Source organism: Streptomyces sp. CB02980, from assembly GCF_014451325.2.
In the GTDB taxonomy this organism is placed as follows: Bacteria; Actinomycetota; Actinomycetes; order Streptomycetales; family Streptomycetaceae; genus Streptomyces.
In genome coordinates this window covers 1-21,620 of sequence record NZ_JACSCH020000038.1, presented here as the reverse complement: position 1 = coordinate 21,620, position 21,620 = coordinate 1, and the positions used below count along the sequence as shown (strand labels likewise).

Here is a 21,620-nt window from a genome sequence, read left to right as displayed (position 1 = left end):
CTCCGCTACGGCAAACCCGACGCGACCGACGAAGAGCTCTGGCACGCCCTGGAGGTCGCCCAGGCCACCGACTTCGTCCGCGGGCTCGACGAGGGGCTCGACGCGCCCATCGCACAGGGCGGCACCAACTTCTCCGGCGGGCAGCGGCAGCGGCTCGCCATCGCCCGGGTCCTCGTCGCCCGCCCCCGCCTCTACCTCTTCGACGACTCCTTCTCCGCCCTCGACCCCCGGACCGACGCCCGGCTCCGCGCCGCCCTGAAGGAGGAGACGGCGGACGCCGCCGTCGTCATCGTCGCCCAGCGGGTCTCCACCATCCGGCAGGCCGACCGGATCGTCGTCCTCGACCGGGGCCGGAACGTCGGCACCGGCACCCACACGTCCCTGATGCGGGACAACCCCACCTACCGGGAGATCGTCCTCTCCCAGCTCACCGAGGAGGAAGCCGCATGAGTACGGCCACGGAGAGCCGCACCACGAAGGACACACCCGCCGGAAGCGTCCCCGCCCGCTCCGGCCCCTCCTCCCCGCAGCGCGGCCCCGGCCTCCCCGCCACGCCCGGTCTCGAACGCTCCCTCTCCTTCCGCGCCTCCGGCCTCCGCCTGCTCCGCACCCTCGCCCCCGACCGGGCCCGCCTCCTCGGCCTCCTCGCCGCCGGTGCCGCGGGCGTCGCCCTCACCGTCCTCAACCCCCTCCTCCTCGGCCGCGCCACCGACCTCGTCATCACCGGCGCCACCGGCCCGGCCGGGGTCGACTTCCGGGCCGTCGGCCGGCTCCTCGCCCTCTCCGCGCTGGTCGTCGCCGGGTCCTCCTTCTTCACCTGGGCGCAGTTGCGGATCGCCACCACCGTCGTCCAGCGGGCCGGTCACCGGCTCCGAGAGGAGGCCCAGCACAAGCTGGCGAAGCTGCCCCTCGGCTACGTCGACCGGCAGCCGCGCGGCGAGGTCCTCTCCCGCACCACCAACGACATCGACAACATCACCCAGACCCTCCAGCAGGCCTTCAGCCAGATGGTCCGTGCCCTGCTGACCCTGGTCGGCGTCCTCGCGATGATGTTCTGGGTCTCTCCGGTGCTGGCTCTCGTCGCCCTCGCCACCGTGCCCGTCTCGATCGTCGTCGCCGGCTTCGTCGGCCGCCGCGCCCAGCCGCAGTTCGTGAAGCAGTGGGCGGTCACCGGCCGGCTCGGCAGCCACGTCGAGGAGATGATCACCGGCCACACCGAGGTCGTCGTCTTCGGCCGCCGCGAGGAGGCCGTGCGCCGCTTCGACGAGCTGGGCGAGGAGTTGTACCGGGCGAGCTTCCGGGCCCAGTTCGTGTCCGGGTTCATCCAGCCCGCCCTGGCCTTCGTCGGCAATCTGAACTACGTGGTCATCGCCGTGGTCGGTGGACTGCGGGTGGCGAGCGGCACGCTGTCCGTCGGCGACGTCCAGGCCTTCATCCAGTACTCGTACGACTTCAACGGCCCGATCACCCAGGTCGCCGCCATGGCCAACCTCCTCCAGTCCGGAGTTGCCTCCGCCGAGCGGGTCTTCGACCTCCTCGACGCCGAGGAGGAGCACCCGGACCCGGCCGAGCCGAAGAGGCCGGAGGCACTCCGCGGCCGGGTCTCCTTCGAGAAGGTCGCCTTCCGCTACGAGCCGGGCAAGCCGCTCATCGAGGACCTGTCCCTCACCGTCGAGCCGGGCCGGACCGTCGCCATCGTCGGCCCCACCGGGGCGGGCAAGACGACCCTGGTCAACCTGCTCCTCCGGTTCCACGAGGTGACCGGCGGCCGGATCACCCTGGACGGCGTCGACACGGCGGCGATGACCCGGGAGGAGCTGCGCTCCGGCATCGGCATGGTCCTCCAGGACACCTGGCTCTTCGGCGGCACCATCGCCGACAACATCGCGTACGGGGTGCCCGGCGAGGTCTCACGCGAGCGGATCGTCGAAGCGGCCAGGGCCGCGCACGCCGACCGGTTCGTCCGCACCCTGCCCGCCGGGTACGACACCGTCCTCGACGAGGACGGCGGCGGCCTCAGCGCCGGCGAGAAGCAGCTGGTCACCCTCGCCCGCGCCTTCCTCTCGGACCCGGTCATCCTCGTCCTCGACGAGGCCACCAGCTCCGTCGACACCCGTACCGAACTCCTCGTCCAGGAGGCGATGGCCTCCCTCCGGGCGGGCCGCACCAGCTTCGTCGTCGCCCACCGGCTCTCCACGATCCGGGACGCGGACACCATCCTGGTGATGGACGGCGGCTCGATCGCCGAGCAGGGCAGCCACGAGGAACTCCTCGCCGCCGGGGGAGCGTACGCCCGGCTGCACGCGGCCCAGTTCGCCCGTACGGTGGAGACGTGATCGTCACCGTCCGCACCACCACCGACGCGCGCGCCAAGGCCGATGCCCTGGCGCGCGGCGCCGTCGAGGCCCGGCTGGTCGCCTGCGCGCAGATCTCGGGGCCCGTCACGTCCGTCTACCACTGGCAGGGCGCGATCGAGACCACCGAGGAGTGGGAGGTGGTGTTCAAGACCACCGAGGCCCGCTACCCGGCCCTGGAGGCCCATCTCCTCGCCGCCCACGACTACGAGACGCCCGAGATCCTCGCCACCCGGGTGACCCGGGTGAGCGAGGAGTACGCCCGCTGGGTCGAGCGCGAGACCGCCGCCGCCCAAGAGGTCGAGGGCCCGGCCCACGACGAGCGGCCGTTCTTCGTGTACGGGACGCTGCGCCCGGGCGCGTACAACCACGACCGGTTCCTCGCCGGCCGGATCGGCACCGAGGCGGACGCCGTGCTGCACGGGGCGGTCCTGCACGACGGGCCCGGCTATCCCTACGTCGTCCCGGCGGACGGGGGCCGGGTGGTCGGCACCCTGCTCACGCCCGCGCCCGGCGCCTACGGCGAGCTGTTCGGCCTGCTCGACCGCCTGGAGCTGCCCGTCGGGTACGAGCGGGTGGCGATGGACGTCGTCCGGGTGCGGGACAGCGCGCGGGTGTCCGCGTGGGTGTTCCTTGCGGCGCCGGACGCGCCCCTCGGCGCGGTCATCGAGAGCGGCGACTGGTTCAACCGGCCGTAGGGACCGTCCGGCGGATCGGCGGCTCAGGCGACTCAGGCGGCTCACGCGGCTCACGCGGATCGGCGGCTCACGCGGCTCAGCGGCCCGGGCTCACCAGGCCCGACTCGTAGGCGATGATGACCAGCTGGGCCCGGTCCCGTGCGGACAGCTTTCCCATGATCCGGCTGACATGGGTCTTCGCCGTGAGGGGGGAGAGTCCCAGCGTCTCCGCGATCTCGGTGTTGTTCAGGCCCCGGCCCGTCAGCGTCAGTACCTGCCGTTCCCGGTCCGAGAGCCCCTCCGGGCCGCCCGTCGCCAGGGGTTCCGGCATGGCCAGCGCCCGGGCGATCAGCCGGGACGTCGGGCCCGGCGACAGCAGGGCCTCGCCCGCCGCGACCGTACGGATCGCGGTGAGGAGTTCCGCCGGGTGGATGTCCTTGACGACGAAGCCCGACGCGCCCGCCCGCAGCGCCTGCATGACGTGCTCGTCGGTGTCGTACGTGGTGAGGACCAGCACCTTGACCCCGGCCAGGTCCTCGTCGGCGGCGATCAGCCGGGTCGCGCCGATCCCGTCGAGCTCGGGCATCCGGACGTCCATGACCACCAGGTCGGCCCGCGACGAGCGGGCCAGCTCGACCGCCTCCCGGCCGTTGGCCGCCTGGCCCACGACCTCCATGTCCGGCGCCGATTCGAGGAGCATCGCGAACGACGCCCGGACGAGCGTCTGATCGTCCGCGAGCAGCACCCGGATCACACCGCCACCTCTCTCACCGAGAGCGGCAGCGCCGCCTCGACCTCGAAGCCCCCGCCGTCGCGCGGGCCCGCGCTCAGTGTGCCGCCCACGCTCCTCGCCCGCTCCCGCATCCCCAGGATCCCGTAGCCGGAGCCGCTCGTTCCTCCGGGAGCCGCGCCGCCGTTGGTCACCCGCACCGTCAACACCTCCTTCTCCAGCCCGACATCGACCCGCACGTCCGCGCCCGGACCGCCGTGCCGCACGGCGTTGGTCAGGGACTCCTGCACGATCCGGTACGCCGCCGCGCCCACGGCCGCCGGGATCTTCGCCGCCGCCGTCCGTACCGACAGGTCCGCGCCCGAGGACCGTACGAGATCGGGCAGCGCGGCCAGGTCGGGCAGTGGGCCCTCCGGCGCGGCCCGCAGCACGTCCAGCGTCGTGCGTACCTCGGCCCGGGCCTCCCGGCAGGTCTCCGCAATGCCGTCGAGCGCCTGGACGAGCGCCTCCCGGTCGAGCCGGTCCGGGTCGGCGACCAGGACGTGCGCGGCGACCGACGTCTGCACGCCGATGAGGGTGATCGAGTGGGCGAGGAGGTCGTGCAGGTCTCTGGCGATGCGCAGCCGCTCCTCGGTGACCTTCCGTTCGGCCTCGTGCTCCGCCCGCTCCACCACGCCCGCCACCAGCTGCCGGTAGAGCCGGATGCTCGTGCCGAACACCAGCATCGCGATCACCCAGCCGGAGACCCGCAGCAGTTCCACCATCTCGTGCGGGTTGACGAAGAGCTGCATGGTGAGGGTGACGGAGGTGACCGAGAGCCCCACGATCACCGTGCGCATCGGCCGGCCGGTGGAGGCGACCGTGTAGAGCGCGGTCATCGAGGCCGGTATGGGCGCCAGATGCATGTAGTCGAGCCCGTGGTACGGGGCGACGACGGCCACCACGGCGAGCAGCACCGGCAGGGGCGCCCTGCGCCGCCAGGCCAGCGGGACGTGCGCGGCCAGCAGCAGGGCCCAGCCGAGGGCGTCCGGGCGGCGGCCGTCGTCGACGGTGAGCGCGAGCGCCGCGGCGAGCACCCCGAAGACGGCGGCGGCCGCCGCGTCGCGCCGCACCGGGTTCGGCGCCGCCTGGGGGTCCCGGGTGAAGGCCGCTGCGAAGTCCATGATGTCCATCCTCCCTGCGGGAAGGGGCTCCTGACAGTGCGTGGAGCCCCCTCGGCCGCTCTTGATCAGACCCGTACGGGCTCCCGCTCGGACCCCGAACCCGCCGTCGGCACGGGCTTCCTGGCCAGCGGGCCCGGCCACCAGACCCTCCGGCCGAGCAGCACGCTCGCGCTCGTGACGAGATAGGTGCGGACGAGGAAGGTGTCGAGCAGGACACCGACCGCGATCACGAAGCCCAGCTCGGCCAGTTGCACCATCGGCATGTTGACGAGCACCGCGAAGGTCGCGGCGAGGACGAGTCCCGCCGAGGCGATCACCCCGCCGGTCGTCCGCAGGGCCGTGAGGGCCGCGGCACCCGGTTCCGCTCCGGTCAGGCACTCCTCACGCATCCGGTGCATCAGGAAGATGCCGTAGTCGACGCCGAGGGCGACGAGGAAGACGAAGGAGAGCAGGGCGAGGCCCGGGTCGGTGCCCCCGAAGCCGAAGAGGCCCTCGAAGACGAGACCGCCGATACCGAGGGCCGCACCCCAGACGGCGACCACGGCGGCGATCAGGATCAGCGGTGCGACGAGGCTGCGCAGCAGCACGACCAGCACGATCAGGACGACGACGATGACGAGCGGGACGACGATGTTCCGGTCGCGTGCGCTGGTGTCGGCCATGTCGAGCTGTTCCGCGCTGGGCCCGCCGACGTACACCCCGTCGCCGAGCGCGGTCCGCAGTGCCTCGATCGTCGCGGTCTCGGCCGCGGACTGCGGCGGGTGTGCGGCGATGACGGAGATCTCCGTCCAGCCGTCGCTGCTGCGGCCGCGTTCGGCCTTCGCGACGCCGTCGGTCGCGAGCGCGGTCCGCAGCGCCTCGGGGACCCGGCCCGTCGGGGCGACCACGGTGACGGGCTGGGTTCCCGTCTCGGGGTACGCGGCGGCCAGCGTCCTCATCGCGGCGACCGCCTCCGGGGTGGAGCTGAAGGTGTCCTCCTGCTTGAGGGCTCCGGGCAGGTTCAGCGCACCGAGCGCCAGAGCGGCCAGGGCGGCGGCGCCCGTGAGGAGGACGGCGAGGGGGCGCCGTCCGGCGGAGGAGCCCATGGCGGCGAAGAGCGAACGGCGCGCGGCCTTCGCCCGGCTTCCGTACGCCGGGATCAGGGGCCAGAACACCCGGCGCCCGAGGACGACGAGCAGAGCGGGGAGCAGCGTCATCATCGCGATGAGCGCGCACAGGACACCGACGGCGGCCGTGGGCCCCATGCCCCGGCTGCTGTTCATGTCGGCGGCGAGCAGGCAGAGCATGCCGAGGGCGACGGTCCCGGAGGACGCGAGGACGGCGGGGCCGCAGCCGCGCAGCGCGGCGGCCATGGCGTCGTACGGGCGGGGGACGCGGCGCAGTTCCTCGCGGTAGCGGGAGACGAGGAGCAGCGCGTAGTCGGTGCCCGCGCCGAAGACGAGGATCGTCATGACGCCCGTGCTCTGGCCGGAGACGCTGATGTCGAAGCCCTGGTGCAGGGCGTAGGTGACGGCCATGGAGAGGAAGTCGGCGACGCCGGCGACGGCCAGCGGGACGAGCCAGAGGAAGGGACTGCGGTAGATGACGATCAGGAGGATCGCGACGACGGCGACGGTCGTGTAGAGGAGCGGGCCGTCGAGGGAGTTGTAGACCTCGCCGGCGTCCGTGGCGAGCGCGCCGGGGCCGCCGACCTCGCCGCTCACGGTCGCGCGGACGTCGTGGACGAAGGCGTCTCTGGCCACCTCGTCCGTGCCGGGCTCCGTGCTCGACACGGCGTACAGGAGGGTGGTGCCGTCCTCGGAGGGGACGGCACGCGGCGGCGAGGCGAGCGGATGCTCGGCGGCGACCTGCCGCACTTCCCGGGCGGCGGTGGCCCTGTCGGCGGCGGTCAGTCCGCCGTCGCGGTGGTAGACGAGCACGAGGTCGGTGGAGCCGCCGCCGGGCATCTGCTCCATGATGTTCGCGACCTGGGTCGAGTCGGCGCTCGCGGGCAGGTAGTCGACGGCGCGGTCGCGCTGTACGTCGCCGAGCTTTCCGGCGAGCGGTGCGGCGAGGGCGATCACGATCACCCACAGGGCCAGCACCCCCCAGCCGACGATCCTCTTACGGCCCTCCATCGGGCCCCCCTTCATCGATCCTCTTCGGGTCGATCCCAGAGTCCCGCCGCGCGGAGGGCGATACGTCGCGCTGACGGCCGAGTCGGGGGGTACTGCCGGGGGCGGTGCGCCGAGGCGACTACTCCCGGGGGAGTACGGGCGCGTACACCGCGCCCGCAGAGCCGCGCCCGGCCCACGGGACCGACAGCGCCGCTCCGGAGGTCCTAGGGGGTGTTCCCGGCGCGCTCCAGGCGTACCGCGCACACCTTGAACTCGGGCATCCGGGAGACCGGGTCGAGCGCCGGGTTCACCAGGGTGTTGGCCCGGCCCTCGCCCGCCCAGTGGAACGGCATGAAGACGGTGTCCGGCCGGATGGCCGTGGTGATCCGGGCCGGTGCGACGGCCCGGCCGCGCCGCGAGACCACCGCGACCCGCTCGCCCTCGGCCACCCCGAGCCGCTCGGCGACCCGGGGGTGGAGCTCCACGAAGGGGCCGGGGGCCGCCGCGTTCAGCTCGTCGACCCGCCGGGTCTGCGCGCCCGACTGGTACTGGGACACGACCCGGCCGGTGGTGAGGACGACGGGGTACTCGGCGTCCGTCTCCTCGGCCGCCGCCCGGTGCACCACCGGCACGAACCTGGCCCGCCCGTCGGGCGTCGCGAACCGGTCGAGGAAGAGACGCGGGGTGCCCGCGTGGTCGGACTCGCCCACGCCGGTCTCCGGGCAGGGCCAGAACACGCCCTGCTCCTCCTCGATCCGGCGGTAGCTGATGCCCGAGTAGTCGGCCGGACCGCCGGCCGAGGCCCGGCGCAGCTCGTCGAAGACCTCCTCGGGTTCGGCGGGAAAACCCTTCTCCCAGCCGAGGAGCCCGGCGAGCGCGTGCAGCACCTCCAGGTCGCTCCGTACCCCCGCGGGCGGGGTGAGGGCGCGCCGGCGGAGCAGCACCCGCCCCTCCAGGTTGGTCATGGTGCCGGTCTCCTCCGCCCACTGGGTGACGGGCAGGACGACATCGGCGAGCGCGGCGGTCTCGGAGAGCACCACGTCGGCGACGGCGAGGAAGTCGAGCGAGCGCAATCGCCCCTCGATGTGCGCGGCCCGGGGCGCGGAGACGACCGGGTTGGAGCCCATGAGGAGCAGGGCCTTCACGTCACCGCCGAGCGCGTCGAGGAGCTCGTACGCGCTGCGTCCCGGCCCCGGCAGCGACTCGGGGGGCACGCCCCAGACCCCGGCCACGTGCGCGCGTGCGGCCGGGTCGTCGAGCTTGCGGTAGCCGGGGAGCTGGTCGGCCTTCTGACCGTGTTCGCGGCCGCCCTGGCCGTTGCCCTGGCCGGTGAGGCAGCCGTAGCCGCTGAGCGGCCGGCCCGCGTTGCCGGTGGCCAGGCAGAGGTTGATCCAGGCGCCGACGGTGTCGGTGCCCTTGGACTGCTGCTCGGGGCCGCGCGCGGTGAGGACCATGCCGGTGGCGGCGTCGCCGAACAGGGCGACGGCCTCCCGGAGCAGCGGCAGCGGCACGCCCGTGATGCGCTCGACCTGCTCGGGCCAGTGGGACATGGCCCCGGCGCGCGCGGCCTCCCAGCCGGAGGTGCGCGTCGCCACGAACTCCTCGTCGACACGGCCCTCGGCCACCACGAGGTGGAGCATGCCGAGGGCGAGCGCGAGGTCGGTGCCGGGGCGGGGCGCGAGGTGGAGGTCGGCCTGCTCGGCGGTGCGGGTGCGGCGCGGATCGATGACGATCAGCTTTCCGCCGTTCTCCTTCAGCTCGGTGAGGTAGCGGAGGGCGGGCGGCATGGTCTCGGCCAGGTTGGAGCCGACGAGGATCACGCAGCCGGTCTTCGGGATGTCCTCCAGGGGGAACGGCAGCCCCCGGTCGAGCCCGAACGCCCTGCCGTGCGCGGCGGCCGCCGACGACATGCAGAAGCGCCCGTTGTAGTCGATCTGCGAGGTGCCGAGCACCAGCCGGGCGAACTTCCCCAGCGTGTAGGCCTTCTCGTTGGTGAGACCGCCGCCGCCGAAGACCCCCACGGCATCGGGACCGTGGTCGGCGCGGGTCCGGCGCAGCCCGTCGGCGACGGCGGCGAGGGCCTCCTCCCAGGACGCGGGCACCAGGGCCCCCGTGTCAGGGCATCGGACCAGGGGCTCGGTGAGCCGGACCCGGGAGGAGAGCACGGCGGGGGCGGTGCGGCCCTTGCCGCACAGCGCGCCCCGGTTGACGGGGAAGTCGGTCCGGTCGACCACCTCGGCGGGCAGCTCCGGGACGCCGGTGGGGCGGAGCGACATGCCGCACTGCAGGGCGCAGTAGGGGCAGTGGGTGGGTACGGCGGTGGCCTCGGACATACGGCCAGCGTGGGTCAGGCGTGTTACGCGGGGCGGCACCGCTGATTACGGGCGCGGTGCCATGCTCTCCGTCCGCTACGGCTCCCGAGGTGAGGCCGGTGCCTCGGTTACGGCCGGCGAGGTGAGGCCAGTGCCTCGGTGACGCCCTTCTCCTCCGGGCCGAGGAAGTGCGGGTCGGGCCGGAGCGCGGCGTCCAGGGAGGCCTTGCCGGCGGCGAAGAGCTCCCGGGTGGTGCCGTAGTACCAGGTGCGGTCGTGGGGTTCGGGGACCCCGACGCCGTACGCGTCGATTCCGGCGCGCCCGCACAGCGCGACGGCCCGCTTGATGTGGAAGTCCTGGGTGACGAGCACGGCCCGGTCGACGCCGAAGACCTTCCGGGCCCGGACGCAGGAGTCCCAGGTGTCGAAGCCCGCGTAGTCGCTGACGATCCGGCCGTCCGGCACCCCGCGCGCGGTGAGGTAGCCGCGCATGGCGCTGGGCTCGTCGTACGCGGTCCTGCTGTTGTCGCCGGTGACGAGCAGGACGCGGACCTTCCCCGTCCGGTACAGCTCGGCGGCCGCGTCGAGCCGGTGCGCGAGGTACGGGGTGGGGCGCCCCTTCCACAGTCCGGCGCCGAAGACGACGGCGACGTCACGGGCGGGCACGTCGGCGGTGGTACGGAGCTTCCCTGCGGCGGCGGTGTGCATCCAGGTGACCGGGGTGAGGGCGAGGACGGCGCCCAGCATCACGGCCTGCACGGTCCGGCGGCGGGCCCGGGTGGTGTGCGGGATCAACCGGGTGAGCCGTGCCGGCATGCGGGAACCTCCGTGGCGGGTGGATTCGGTGTCGTTCTGTCACCCCGTCCGACGCGCGTCGGCGGGATTCGGTTCGGCGGCGGCGTCACGTGTTCCGTACAACACACCGGCCAGGACCATCCCGAGCAGCATGCCGAGCAGCTGGGCGGCGGCGAAGGCGGGCACCGAGCCGGGGGCGATCCCGGTGAAGGAGTCGGAGAACGCGCGGCCGACGGTCGCTGCCGGATTGGCGAAGGACCCGGAGGAGGTGAACCAGATCGCCGCGCCGATGTAGCCGGCGACCGCGACCGGGGCGAGCCCGGGGCGGCCGATGTGGCGCAGGCCCCGGACGACGAGGACGAGCCCGGCGGTGGCGACGGCCTCGCCGAGCAGCAGATGGAGCGCGGAGCGCGACTCGGTGGCCCAGGCGCCGGGCACCCGCCCGAACATCGCCTCGGCGAGCAGCGCGCCCGTCACGGCCCCGGCGAGCTGGGCGGCGATGTAGGCGAGGACCTCGCGCGAGCCGCCCGTCCGGCGCCGGGACCACCACTCGGAGAGGGTGACGACGGGGTTGAAGTGGGCGCCGGAGAGCGGCCCGATGAGGGCGATGAGCAGCCCGAGACCGATGGCGGAGGCGGCGGCGTTGGCGAGCAGCCGGACGCCGATGTCCTGGCTCAGGGCGTCGGCGCGGATTCCGGAGCCGACGATGACGGCGACGAGGGCGCCGGTTCCGATGAACTCGGCGGCGACGCGCCGGGGGAGAGCGGGCGGGGACATTCTCATGGTGGAAAAGATATTCCGTGATTCGGAATCGGGAAAGGGGGCAGGAGAGGTGCGGGACCTGCGCGATCCACACGCCGAGGGAGAGCGCCGCACCGGGGACGCGCCCGCCGAGGGCGCCTGACACCCGCCGGGGCGCGCGCGTGAGGTCACGGAAAACAGTCGTGACCCCCGTGCAACGGGCAGGCAACGTGCGCCCCGCAGGATCGGTGCATGACGGAGCCGGACAGTACGTACGCCACCGCCGCCGAGCTGCTCGGCAGGATCACCGAGCAGCTCGGCGAGCAGCTCGGCCACCTCCCCCTGCCGAGGCCGCCCATGACCGTGCCCAGGACCTCGCCCATGCCCCTGCCCGTGACCCTGCCGACGGCCCCGCCCGCACCCACCCTCGTCGCCGTCGGCCACGGCAGCCGGGACCCCCGCGCCCGCGCCACCCTCGGCCGCCTCCTCGAACGGGTCAGGGAACTGCGCCCCGGCCTCGACGTACGGCTCGCGCACATCGAGCTGAACGCCCCGCTCCTCGACGCCACCCTCACGGAGCTCGCCGCCGAAGGCCGGGACGCCGTCCTCGTCCCCCTGCTCCTCGCCCCCGGGTACCACGTCACCCACGACCTGCCCGCCGCCCTCGCCGCCGTCCCCGGACTCCGCGCCCGCGTGGCCGGGCCGCTCGGCGCGCACCCGCTCCTCGTCGAGGCCCTCGCCGACCGGCTCGCGCACGCCGGCTGGACCCCCGAGGACGGCACCTCGCGGGCCGCCGGGGTCGTCCTCGCCTCCGCCGGATCCCGCGACCCCCGCTCCGGCGCCGAGCTCCGCCGGATCGCCGCCCTGCTCGGCGAGCGGCTCGGCGGCGTCCCCGTCGTCCCCGCGTACGCCTCCGCCGCCGCGCCCACCGTGCCCGAGGCCGTCCGCGCCCTCGCCGCCCGGGGCCGCCACCGGGTCGCCGTCGCCTCCTGCTTCACCGCCCCCGGCCTCTTCGCCACCCGCGCCGCCGCACACGCCCCCTGGATCGCCTCCGCCCCCCTCGGTGCCCACCCGGCCCTCGCCCGCCTGGTCCTGCACCGCTACGACGGGGCACTCCGCGCGACCACCCGGGAGCGGGAACTCGCCACCGTCTGAGCGCTTCTGTCGGTCCCTCCGGTTACCTTCGTTGCATGGAAGGCATCACAGACGGCACAGACAGCGCAGACATCAAGGGCAGCCCGGACCTCACCGACACCGCGGACACCGCCGACATCGCCGGCGCCACCGACACCCCCGGCTACGGCGCCGACGCGACCGATCGCTGGGCCGCCGAGCCCGACAAACGCCCCGGCCGCACCGCCTTCCAGCGCGACCGCGCCCGCGTGCTGCACTCCGCCGCGCTCCGCAGGCTCGCCGGCAAGACCCAGGTCGTCACCCCCGGCACCCGGGGCCACGCCTGGGACGCCAGCCCCCGCACCCGGCTCACCCACTCACTGGAGTGCGCCCAGGTCGGCCGGGAGCTCGGCGCCGCCCTCGGCTGCGACCCCGACCTCGTCGAGGCCGCCTGCCTCTCCCACGACATGGGCCACCCGCCCTTCGGGCACAACGGCGAGCAGGCGCTCAACGACGTCGCCAAGGACTGCGGCGGCTTCGAGGGGAACGCCCAGTCGCTCCGCCTCCTCACCCGGATCGAGCCCAAGCGCTTCGTGAAGGACGCCGAGGGAGAGCTCGTCAGCGTCGGGCTCAACCTCACCCGCGCCGCCCTCGACGCCGCCACCAAGTACCCGTGGCCGCGCGGCGGCCACCCCGACGACCCCGGCTCGTCCAAGTTCGGCGTGTACGAGGACGACCTGCCGGTCTTCGCGTGGATCCGGCAGGGCGCCCCAGGCCACCGCAAGTGCTTCGAGGCCCAGGTCATGGACTGGTCCGACGACGTGGCCTACTCGGTCCACGACTTCGAGGACGGCCTGCACGCCGGGCACATCGACCCCAACCTCCTCCTCGCCGAGCCCGAGCGCGTCGACATCGCCGCCGTCGCCATCGGCCGCTACGTCCCCGAGGACACCGACCCGCAGGAGCTCGCCGAGGCCCTCGACCGGCTCGTCGACCAGGAGTGGTGGCCGCACGGCTACGACGGCTCGGCCGTCGCCCAGGCCCGCCTCAAGGACGCCACCAGCCAGCTCATCGGCCGGTTCGCCCTCGCCGCGGAGGGCGCCACCCGGCAGGCGTACGGCTCGGGCCGCCTCACCCGCTACGGCGCCGAACTGGTCGTCCCCCGGGAGACCCGTAACGAGTGCGCGGTCCTCAAGGCCGTCGCCGACCGGTACGTGATGCAGCGCGCCGAGCAGGAGGCCCTCCGCGCCGACCAGCGCATCGTCGTCGCCGAGCTCGCCGAGGCCCTCGTCGTCCGTGCCCCCGACGGACTCGAACCGCAGTTCCGGTCGCTGTTCGACCAGGCGCGCGACGACCGCGCCCGCAAGCGCGTCATCGTCGACCAGATCGCCTCCCTCACCGACGCCTCCGCCCGCGCCCTGCACGCCCGTCTCCGTCCGCACCACGGCTGAGCCTCCGCCGGCCCCCTCGGAGTCGGCTCCGCACCGCGACTGAGCCTCCGCCGGGCCCCCTGGGAGTCGGCCCTCTTCCGTCACCACCCTCCGTGCGGGACGCTCGCATGCACGGCCCGAGGCGGTACGGCCCGACGAACGCCCGGGGGCGTAGGTTGGAAGCGGTCGCAAAGAGGAGGAAACGACGTGGTCGACGCAGATCAGACCTTTGTCATCGTCGGCGGGGGCCTGGCAGGGGCCAAAGCGGCGGAGACCCTGCGTGCAGAGGGGTTCAACGGCCGGGTGATCCTCATCGGCGACGAACGCGACCACCCCTACGAGCGCCCACCCCTGTCCAAGGGGTACCTGACCGGCGCGAAGGAACGCGACAGCGTCTTCGTCCACGAGGCCGCCTGGTACGCGGGCCACGACATCGAGCTGCACCTCGGGCAGTCCGTCACCGCCGTCGACCGCGAGGCCCGCACCGTGCGCCTCGGCGACGGCACCGTCATCCGCTACGACAAGCTGCTCCTCGCCACCGGCGCCGAGCCCCGCCGCCTCGACGTCCCCGGCACCGAGCTGGCCGGCGTCCACCATCTGCGCCGGCTCGCCCACGCCGACCGGCTCCGCCAGGTGCTCGCCTCCCTCGGCCGCGACAACGGCCACCTGGTGATCGCCGGCGCCGGCTGGATCGGCCTGGAGGTCGCCGCCGCCGCCCGCGGCTACGGCGCCGAGGTCACCGTCGTCGAGTCCGACCCCACCCCGCTGCACCGGGTCCTCGGCCCCGAGCTCGGCCAGCTCTTCGCCGACCTGCACACCGACCACGGCGTCCGCTTCCACTTCGGCGCCCGGCTCACCGAGATCGTCGGCCAGGACGGCATGGTCCTCGCCGTCCGCACCGACGACGGCGAGGAGCACCCGGCGCACGCCGTGCTCGCCGCGATCGGCGCCGCCCCCCGCACCGCCCTCGCCGAGAACTCCGGGCTCGCCCTCGTCGACCGCGCCGACGGCGGCGGCATCGCCGTCGACGAGTCGCTGCGCACCTCCGACCCCGACGTCTACGCCGCCGGCGACGTGGCCGCCGCCCACCACCCGCTGCTCCACACCCGGCTCCGCGTCGAGCACTGGGCCAACGCCCTCAACGGCGGCCCGGCCGCCGCCCGCGCCATGCTCGGGCAGCGCGTCTCCTACGACCGCGTCCCCTACTTCTTCTCCGACCAGTACGACCTGGGCATGGAGTACTCCGGCTGGGCGCCCCCCGGCGCGTACGACCAGGTCGTGGTCCGCGGCGACACCGGCAAGCGCGAGTTCATCGCCTTCTGGCTCAAGGAGGGCCGGGTCCTCGCCGGGATGAACGTGAATGTGTGGGACGTCACAGACCCCGTCCAGCAGCTCATCCGCTCCCGTACGGCCGTGGACCCCGACGCCCTCGCCGACGCCTCCGTACCCCTGGAGAGCCTGATCTGATCACCTCCGCCCGCACGTAGACTTCATGCGTGGCAGGCAGGATCAACGATGACGACGTGAAGGCGGTCCGGGACGCGGTCCCGATCGACGCCGTCGTGTCCGAGTACCTCCAGCTCCGCAACGCGGGCGGCGGAAACCTCAAGGGTCTCTGCCCCTTCCACGACGAGAAGTCGCCCTCCTTCCAGGTCAGCCCCAGCAAGGGACTCTTCCACTGCTTCGGCTGCCAGGAGGGCGGCGACACCATCGCCTTCGTGATGAAGATCGACCACCTCTCCTTCTCGGAGACGGTCGAGCGCCTCGCCGCCAAGGCGGGCATCACCCTGCGCTACGAGGAGGGCGGCTACAACCCCGGCCACCAGCGCGGGGAGCGCATCCGCCTGGTCGAGGCGCACAAGGCCGCCGCCCAGTTCTACAGCGAGCAACTCGACTCGCCCGAGGCCGAGATCGGCCGCAAGTTCCTCGCCGAGCGCGGCTTCGACCAGGCCGCCGCCGCCCACTTCGGCGTCGGCTACTCCCCGGCCGGCTGGGACCACCTCACCCGCTTCCTGCGCGGCAAGGGCTTCTCCGACAAGGAGCTGACCCTCTCCGGGCTCTCCCAGGACGGCCGCCGCGGCCCCATCGACCGCTTCCGCGGCCGCCTCATGTGGCCGATCAGGGACGTCGGCGGCGAGATCGTCGGCTTCGGCGCGCGCAAGCTCCGCGACGACGACAACGGGCCCAAGTACCTCAACACGCCCGAGACCCCGATCTACAAGAAGTCCCAGGTCCTCTACGGCATCGACCTGGCCAAGAAGGACATCGCCAAGGTCAGCCGGGCCGTCGTCGTCGAGGGCTACACCGACGTCATGGCCTGCCACCTCGCCGGGGTCACCACCGCCATCGCCACCTGCGGCACCGCCTTCGGCGGCGACCACATCAAGATCCTCCGCCGGCTCCTCATGGACAACGGCTCGGCCCGCGTCATCTTCACCTTCGACGGCGACGCCGCCGGCCAGAAGGCCGCCCTGCGCGCCTTCGAGGACGACCAGAAGTTCGCCGCCGAGACCTACATCGCCATCGCCCCCGACGGCATGGACCCCTGCGACCTGCGGCTCGCCAAGGGCGACGAGGCCGTCGCCGACCTCGTCCAGCCCCGCACCCCGCTCTTCGAGTTCGCGCTCCGCCAGATCGTGAAGCGGTACGACCTGGAGACCCCGGCCGGCCGCGCCGCCGCCCTCGACGAGGCCGCGCCCGTCGTCGCCCGGATCAAGAACATCGGCGCCCAGCACGAGGTCGCCGTCCAGCTCGCCGGCATGCTCGGCATCCTCGACACCCAGTTCGTCGTCAAGCGGGTCGCCCAGCTCGCCCGCTGGGCCCGCGACCGCGGCGGCAAGGGCCCCGCGCAGCAGCAGACCCAGCAGCGCGGCTACGACACCACCGCACCGGCCGCCGCCTCCTCCGGCCCCGCGCTCAACCTGCGCAGCCCCGCCCACCGCACCGAGCGCGAACTCCTCAAGCTCGCCCTCCAGCGCCCCGAGCTCGTCTCCCCGGCCTTCGACGCCTACGGGGCCGACGAGTTCACCGCCCCGCCCTACGCGGCCGTCCGCCAGTGCGTCCAGGACGCCGGAGGGGCCACCGGAGCCCCCTCCGACTACCTCGCCACCGTCCGCGAGGCCGCGCCCAACGACACCGTGCGCGCCCTCGTCACCGAACTCGCCGTCGAGGCGATCTTCGCCAAGACCGTCGACGAGGCCTACGCCGGCGACCAGCTCGTCACCGTCCGGCTCCGCGCCGTCGACCGCCGCATCCGCGAGGTCCAGGGCACCCTGGCCCGCCTCGGCGCCCAGGGCGACCCCGAGCAGCTCGCCGCCGTCCAGAACGAGCTCTGGGTCCTCACCCAGTACGGCCAGTCCCTGCGGAACAACGGCGCCGCCGCCCTCTGACGCACGGTCAGTCACGCCCCGGTCTCAAAAAGTCACCGCACGCCCCTCGTGGGCTCACTGTGTCGTACCCCACACTGGGTAACGGTGTCGTCCCGCTGCCCTACGCCCCCGGACCGGCAGCGATCACCCCCCCTGGAGGTCGCCCGCCGTGCAGACCCGGATCGTGTCCCAGGAACCGCCCGCCGCCGCACCGGACGAGCAGCCGGAGATACCACCCCAACGCCGCCGCCCCGACCCCGGCGGCAACGGGCCCTCCTCCGACCTCTTCCGCCAGTACCTCCGCGAGATCGGCCGCATCCCGCTGCTCACCGCCGAGGAGGAGGTCGACCTCGCCCGCCGCGTCGAGGCGGGTCTGTTCGCGGAGGAGAAACTCGCCAACACCCCCGACCTGGACTCGCGGTTGGCGAACGACCTGGACCGGCTCGTCGTCCTCGGCAGGATCGCCAAACGCAAGCTCATCGAGGCCAACCTCCGCCTCGTCGTCTCCGTCGCCAAACGGTACGTGGGCCGCGGCCTGACCATGCTGGACCTCGTCCAGGAGGGCAACCTCGGCCTCATCAGGGCCGTCGAGAAGTTCGACTACGCGCGCGGCTACAAGTTCTCCACGTACGCCACCTGGTGGATCCGCCAGGCGATGTCCCGGGCCCTCGCCGACCAGGCCCGGACCATCCGCGTCCCCGTGCACGTCGTCGAACTCATCAACCGCGTCATCCGCGTCCAGCGCCGCATGCTCCAGGAACGCGGCTACGAACCCACCGCCGAGGAGGTCGCCGCCCAGCTGGACGTCGCCCCCGAGCGGGTCGGCGAGGTGCTGCGCCTCGCCCAGGAACCCGTCTCCCTGCACGCCCCCGTCGGCGAGGAGGACGACGTCGCCCTCGGCGACCTCATCGAGGACGGCGACGCCGCCTCACCCGTCGAGTCCGCCGCCTTCCTGCTGCTCCGCCGCCACCTGGAGGACGTGCTCTCCACCCTCGGCGAGCGCGAACGGAAGGTCGTCCAGCTCCGCTACGGCCTCGACGACGGCAGGCCCCGCACCCTGGAGGAGATCGGCCGGATCTTCGGCGTGACACGCGAACGCATCCGCCAGATCGAGTCCAAGACCCTCAGCAAACTGCGGGACCACGCCTACGCGGACCAACTGCGGGGCTATCTCGACTAGTCGAGCTCCCGGACCGTGAACGTCCACGCGCACTCGGCGCGGAGGTGCAGCAGCTGCGGTCCCCGCGGGACCGGGACGGTCTGCCGGAGCGGCCCGATCTCGTTGAGGAGCAGGTCCATGTGGGGCAGACGCCCGCCGGTGCGCCCCTCGACCCCGTAACTCTGGATGCCGGCATAGCCGCGGCCGTCCTCCGGGCTGCCCTGGAAGTCCACCCGGAGGTCCGCCCCGTTGCCGAGGTAGAGCAGCAGCTCGGGGCCGTAGCCGTGCAGCGTTCCCTCCAGGCGGCGGGCGGCGGCCAGGGGCTTCACCCGCAGGGCCCAGCGGTTCTCGGCGTCGAGCCGCATGCGCAGCGGCCGGCCCTTGGGAACCTGGGCGAACGTACTGCCCCGGAATTCAGGCAGGAGGTCGTTGAGGAGGTAGTCGGTCTCGTCCTTGTTGCGCCGGTCGAGGGTGAAGAGGCCCAGGTACCCTCGGCCCTCCTGTGCGACCTCGACGAGGACGGGGCCGTCCCCGACCCGGTCGTCGAGGGCGATCACGTCATTGCCGAAGCCCTCGGCGACGAAGGGCTCGAAGACCGGGCCGAACTCCCAGCCCTCGACGAGCTCGTACGGCCGGTCGGCCGGCGGGAACGGCCCCGCGGGAGCGGGACCCGTGACCGGGCCCGAGACGGCGGGCGTCGCGGCCGGCTCCCCGGCGGCGGACGCACCATCCGTGGACGGCGCCTGCCCCGGCACCTTCGCCACCCCGGTCAGCGGTACGGGCCCGGCGGCGGCCGGCTCCTCCTCCGCCACCTCGACGCCGTACGCCGTGACGAGCCCGGCGAGCCCGGAGGCGTACCCCTGGCCGACCCGCGCGAACTTCCAGCCGCCCGACTCCCGGAAGAACTCGGCGAAGACGACGGCCGCCGCGTCCGGCGCACCCGTCACCGTGCAGGAGGCCACCGCATCCCCGTCCGGCGCGACCGCCGACAGGACGCCGGCGCCCGCCGACCCGGCGACGACGATCCGCTCGACCGCCGACTCCACCACGCTCAACTCGACGACCAGCGCGGCCGCTTCGTACCGGACCGCACCGGACGGATGGACCGGCTGGCCCTCGAAGACCATGTCCGCGTCCCCCCGGACCCGGCCGTCCGCCCCGAGCAGCAGCGCCGCCACGTCCACGCCCTCGGCGTCCACCCGCAGGGGGACCGACGGCACCCAGGAACTCTTGGTTATGTGACCCATGCCGCACATCATGCGGCATGGGTCACATGCCCGATCAGTCGACCTCTGCGACCGCCTGCGCGAACTGCGCCGCGTACAACCGGGCGTACGCCCCGCCCGACGACAACAGCTCCTCGTGCGTGCCCTGTTCGACGATCGAGCCGTTCTCCATCACCAGGATCACGTCCGCGTCCCGGATCGTGGAGAGCCGGTGCGCGATCACGAACGACGTGCGCCCGTGGGCCAGGCGCGCCATCGCCTTCTGGATCAGGACCTCGGTCCGGGTGTCGACCGAGCTGGTGGCCTCGTCGAGGACGAGGATCACCGGGTCGGACAGGAACGCCCGCGCGATGGTGATCAGCTGCTTCTCGCCCGCGCTGACCCCCGCCCCGTCGTCGTCGATGACCGTGTCGTACCCCTCGGGCAGGGTGCGGACGAACCGGTCGGCGTGCGCGGCCCGCGCCGCCTCCTCGATCTCCGCCCGGGTCACCGCGCGCGTGGCGCCGTACGCGATGTTGTCCGCGATGGTGCCTCCGAACAGCCAGGTGTCCTGGAGGACCATGCCGATCCCGGTCCGCAGCCGCTCCCGGGACATCGTGGCGATGTCCACCCCGTCGAGGGTGATCCGGCCGCCCGTGACCTCGTAGAACCGCATGAGCAGATTCACCAGGGTCGTCTTGCCGGCGCCGGTCGGGCCGACGATCGCGACCGTCTGGCCCGGCTCCACCGTGAGCGACAGGTCCTCGATGAGCGGCTTGTCGGCCTCGTAGCGGAAGGAGACGCCCTCCAGGGCGACCTTCCCCTTGAGGTCGGCCGTCCCCCAGCCCTCGGCCGGGGACGCCCCCAGCTCACCGGCCGGCGCGTCCGGCTCCTGCTCCTCCGCGTCGAGCAGCTCGAAGATCCGCTCGGCGGAGGCCACACCCGACTGCACCAGGTTCGCCATCGACGCGACCTGCGTCAGCGGCATCGAGAACTGGCGCGAGTACTGGATGAAGGCCTGTACGTCGCCGATGGAGAGCGTGCCGCTCGCCACCCGCAGACCGCCGACCACGGCCACCAGGACGTAGTTGATGTTCGAGAGGAAGAACATCACCGGCTGCATCACACCGCTGTTGAACTGCGCCTTGAACCCGGCCTCGTACAGCGCCTCGTTCTGCTCGCGGAAGTCCGCCGCGGACTCCGCCTGCCGGCCGAAGACCTTCACCAGGGCGTGCCCGCTGTACATCTCCTCCACGTGCGCGTTGAGCGCGCCCGTGGTCTTCCACTGCTGCACGAAGTGCGGCTGCGAGCGCTTGCCGATCTTCGCCGCGACGAAGACCGAGACCGGCACCGTGACCAGCGCCACGAGCGCGAGCAGCGGCGAGATCCAGAACATCATCGCGAGCACGCCGACGATCGTGAGCAGCGAGTTGATCAGCTGGCCCATCGACTGCTGGAGGGTCTGCGAGATGTTGTCGATGTCGTTGGTCGCCCGCGACAGCACCTCGCCGCGCTTGGCCTTGTCGAAGTACGACAGGGGAAGCCGCGCCAGCTTCGTCTGGACGTCCTCCCGCATCCGGTAGACCGTCCGGTTGATCACGTTGATCGACATCCGGGTGGAGACCAGCATCAGCAGGCCCGCCGCCACGTACACGCCGAGGACCACGAGGAGCACCTCGCCGACGGCGGAGAAGTCGATCCCCTGCCCCGGCGTGAAGTCGACCCCGCTCAGCATGTCCGCCATGCCGGAGTCGCCCGAGGCGCGCAGCCGCTCGATCGCCTCCGCCTTCGTGCCGCCCTCGATCTGCCGCCCGACGACACCCGCGAAGACGAGGTCGGTCGCCCTGCCGAGGATCTTCGGGCCGACCACGGAGGCCGCCACCGACAGCACACCGGCGATCAGCATCACCCAGAGCGCGCCGCGCTCGGGCGCCAGCTGCTTGATCAGCCGCTTGCCCGAGCCCTTGAAGTCCATCGACCGCTGGTCGGGGCCGCCACCGGCCATCATGCGTCCGCCAGGACCGGCCATCAGGCTGCCTCCGCCTCGGTGAGCTGGGAGAGCACGATCTCCCGGTACGTCTCGTTGTCCGCCATCAGCTCCCGGTGCCGTCCGGTGCCGACGACCCGGCCCTCGTCGAGGACGACGATCCGGTCGGCGTCCCGGATGGTGGAGACCCGCTGGGCGACGATCACGACGGTCGAGTCGGCCGTCTCCCGGGCGAGCGCGGCCCGCAGCAGGGCGTCCGTCTCGTAGTCGAGCGCGGAGAACGAGTCGTCGAAGAGATAGATCTCCGGCCGCTGCACCAGCGTCCGCGCGATGGCGAGCCGCTGCCGCTGCCCGCCGGAGACGTTGGTGCCGCCCTGTGCGATGGGCGCGTCGAGGCCGGCATCGAGGTTCCGTACGAAGTCGGTGGCCTGGGCGACCTCCAGGGCGTGCCAGAGCTCTTCGTCGGTCGCGTCGGGTTTGCCGTAGCGGAG

General features: G+C 73.2%; 17 protein-coding genes. 8 read left to right on the top strand and 9 right to left on the bottom strand.

The window, feature by feature from the left end:
• The 3 genes from E0F75_RS39225 to cutA form a co-directional block, all read left to right on the top strand.
• A partial coding sequence (locus E0F75_RS39225; protein WP_229315826.1) for an ABC transporter ATP-binding protein occupies positions 1-450 on the top strand: 450 nt, incomplete at its 5' end.
• The gene (locus E0F75_RS39220) at positions 447-2,336 is read left to right on the top strand and encodes an ABC transporter ATP-binding protein (RefSeq protein WP_229315825.1); all 1,890 of its coding nucleotides are present in this window, start codon (positions 447-449) and stop codon (positions 2,334-2,336) included. The genes E0F75_RS39225 and E0F75_RS39220, both read left to right, overlap by 4 nt.
• On the top strand, positions 2,333-3,052 hold the full coding sequence (cutA, locus tag E0F75_RS40550) for a divalent cation tolerance protein CutA (protein WP_229315824.1): 720 nt from the start codon (positions 2,333-2,335) through the stop codon (positions 3,050-3,052). Before E0F75_RS39220 ends, cutA begins: the two co-directional genes overlap by 4 nt.
• Positions 3,053-3,128: 76 nt before the next feature.
• On the opposite strand, the gene E0F75_RS39210 is transcribed toward cutA, so the two are convergent.
• From E0F75_RS39210 to E0F75_RS39185, 6 genes are all read right to left on the bottom strand, one after another.
• Positions 3,129-3,785, bottom strand: coding sequence for a response regulator transcription factor (locus tag E0F75_RS39210; protein ID WP_308189661.1), 657 nt, complete (start codon positions 3,783-3,785; stop codon positions 3,129-3,131).
• Positions 3,782-4,924: a sensor histidine kinase gene (locus E0F75_RS39205; protein ID WP_229315823.1), complete on the bottom strand. Its 1,143-nt coding sequence runs from the start codon at positions 4,922-4,924 to the stop codon at positions 3,782-3,784. The genes E0F75_RS39210 and E0F75_RS39205 overlap by 4 nt, the downstream gene beginning before the upstream one ends.
• A gap of 65 nt (positions 4,925-4,989) precedes the next feature.
• The gene (locus E0F75_RS39200) at positions 4,990-7,041 is read right to left on the bottom strand and encodes an MMPL family transporter (protein WP_229315822.1); all 2,052 of its coding nucleotides are present in this window, start codon (positions 7,039-7,041) and stop codon (positions 4,990-4,992) included.
• Positions 7,042-7,244: 203 nt separating this feature from the next.
• Positions 7,245-9,353 carry a molybdopterin oxidoreductase family protein gene (locus tag E0F75_RS39195; protein ID WP_229315821.1) on the bottom strand — a complete coding sequence of 703 codons (2,109 nt, stop codon included), beginning with the start codon at positions 9,351-9,353 and terminating at the stop codon, positions 7,245-7,247.
• 107 nt (positions 9,354-9,460) lie between these two features.
• A complete protein-coding gene (locus E0F75_RS39190) occupies positions 9,461-10,147 on the bottom strand; it encodes a vancomycin high temperature exclusion protein (protein ID WP_229315820.1) in 687 nt (228 codons plus the stop codon).
• Between the two features lie 39 nt (positions 10,148-10,186).
• The gene (locus tag E0F75_RS39185) at positions 10,187-10,909 is read right to left on the bottom strand and encodes an aquaporin (RefSeq protein WP_229315819.1); all 723 of its coding nucleotides are present in this window, start codon (positions 10,907-10,909) and stop codon (positions 10,187-10,189) included.
• Between the two features lie 210 nt (positions 10,910-11,119).
• Here E0F75_RS39185 and E0F75_RS39180 point away from each other — a divergent pair, with 210 nt between their 5' ends.
• The 5 genes from E0F75_RS39180 to E0F75_RS39160 all read left to right on the top strand — a co-directional run bounded on the left by E0F75_RS39180 (position 11,120) and on the right by E0F75_RS39160 (position 17,958).
• Complete coding sequence (locus tag E0F75_RS39180) at positions 11,120-12,022, top strand: sirohydrochlorin chelatase (RefSeq protein WP_229315818.1); 903 nt, start codon at positions 11,120-11,122, stop codon at positions 12,020-12,022.
• 35 nt (positions 12,023-12,057) lie between these two features.
• Entirely contained in the window at positions 12,058-13,431 is a 1,374-nt protein-coding gene (locus E0F75_RS39175; RefSeq protein WP_229315817.1) for a deoxyguanosinetriphosphate triphosphohydrolase, read from the top strand.
• Between the two features lie 186 nt (positions 13,432-13,617).
• Positions 13,618-14,877, top strand: coding sequence for an NAD(P)/FAD-dependent oxidoreductase (locus E0F75_RS39170; protein ID WP_229315816.1), 1,260 nt, complete (start codon positions 13,618-13,620; stop codon positions 14,875-14,877).
• Between the two features lie 29 nt (positions 14,878-14,906).
• Positions 14,907-16,799 (top strand): DNA primase, encoded by a 1,893-nt coding sequence (dnaG, locus tag E0F75_RS39165; protein ID WP_229315815.1) that lies wholly within the window; start codon positions 14,907-14,909, stop codon positions 16,797-16,799.
• Between the two features lie 148 nt (positions 16,800-16,947).
• The gene (locus E0F75_RS39160) at positions 16,948-17,958 is read left to right on the top strand and encodes an RNA polymerase sigma factor (protein WP_374115520.1); all 1,011 of its coding nucleotides are present in this window, start codon (positions 16,948-16,950) and stop codon (positions 17,956-17,958) included.
• On the opposite strand, the gene E0F75_RS39155 is transcribed toward E0F75_RS39160, so the two are convergent.
• The 3 genes from E0F75_RS39155 to E0F75_RS39145 form a co-directional block, all read right to left on the bottom strand.
• The gene (locus E0F75_RS39155) at positions 17,955-19,184 is read right to left on the bottom strand and encodes a TerD family protein (RefSeq protein WP_229315814.1); all 1,230 of its coding nucleotides are present in this window, start codon (positions 19,182-19,184) and stop codon (positions 17,955-17,957) included. The two genes, E0F75_RS39160 and E0F75_RS39155, sit on opposite strands and share 4 nt — an antisense overlap.
• 34 nt (positions 19,185-19,218) lie before the next feature.
• Positions 19,219-21,171, bottom strand: a complete 1,953-nt coding sequence (locus E0F75_RS39150) for an ABC transporter ATP-binding protein (protein WP_229315813.1) — start codon at positions 21,169-21,171, stop codon at positions 19,219-19,221.
• A partial coding sequence (locus E0F75_RS39145) for an ABC transporter ATP-binding protein (RefSeq protein ID WP_229315812.1) occupies positions 21,171-21,620 on the bottom strand: 450 nt, incomplete at its 5' end. The genes E0F75_RS39145 and E0F75_RS39150, both read right to left, overlap by 1 nt.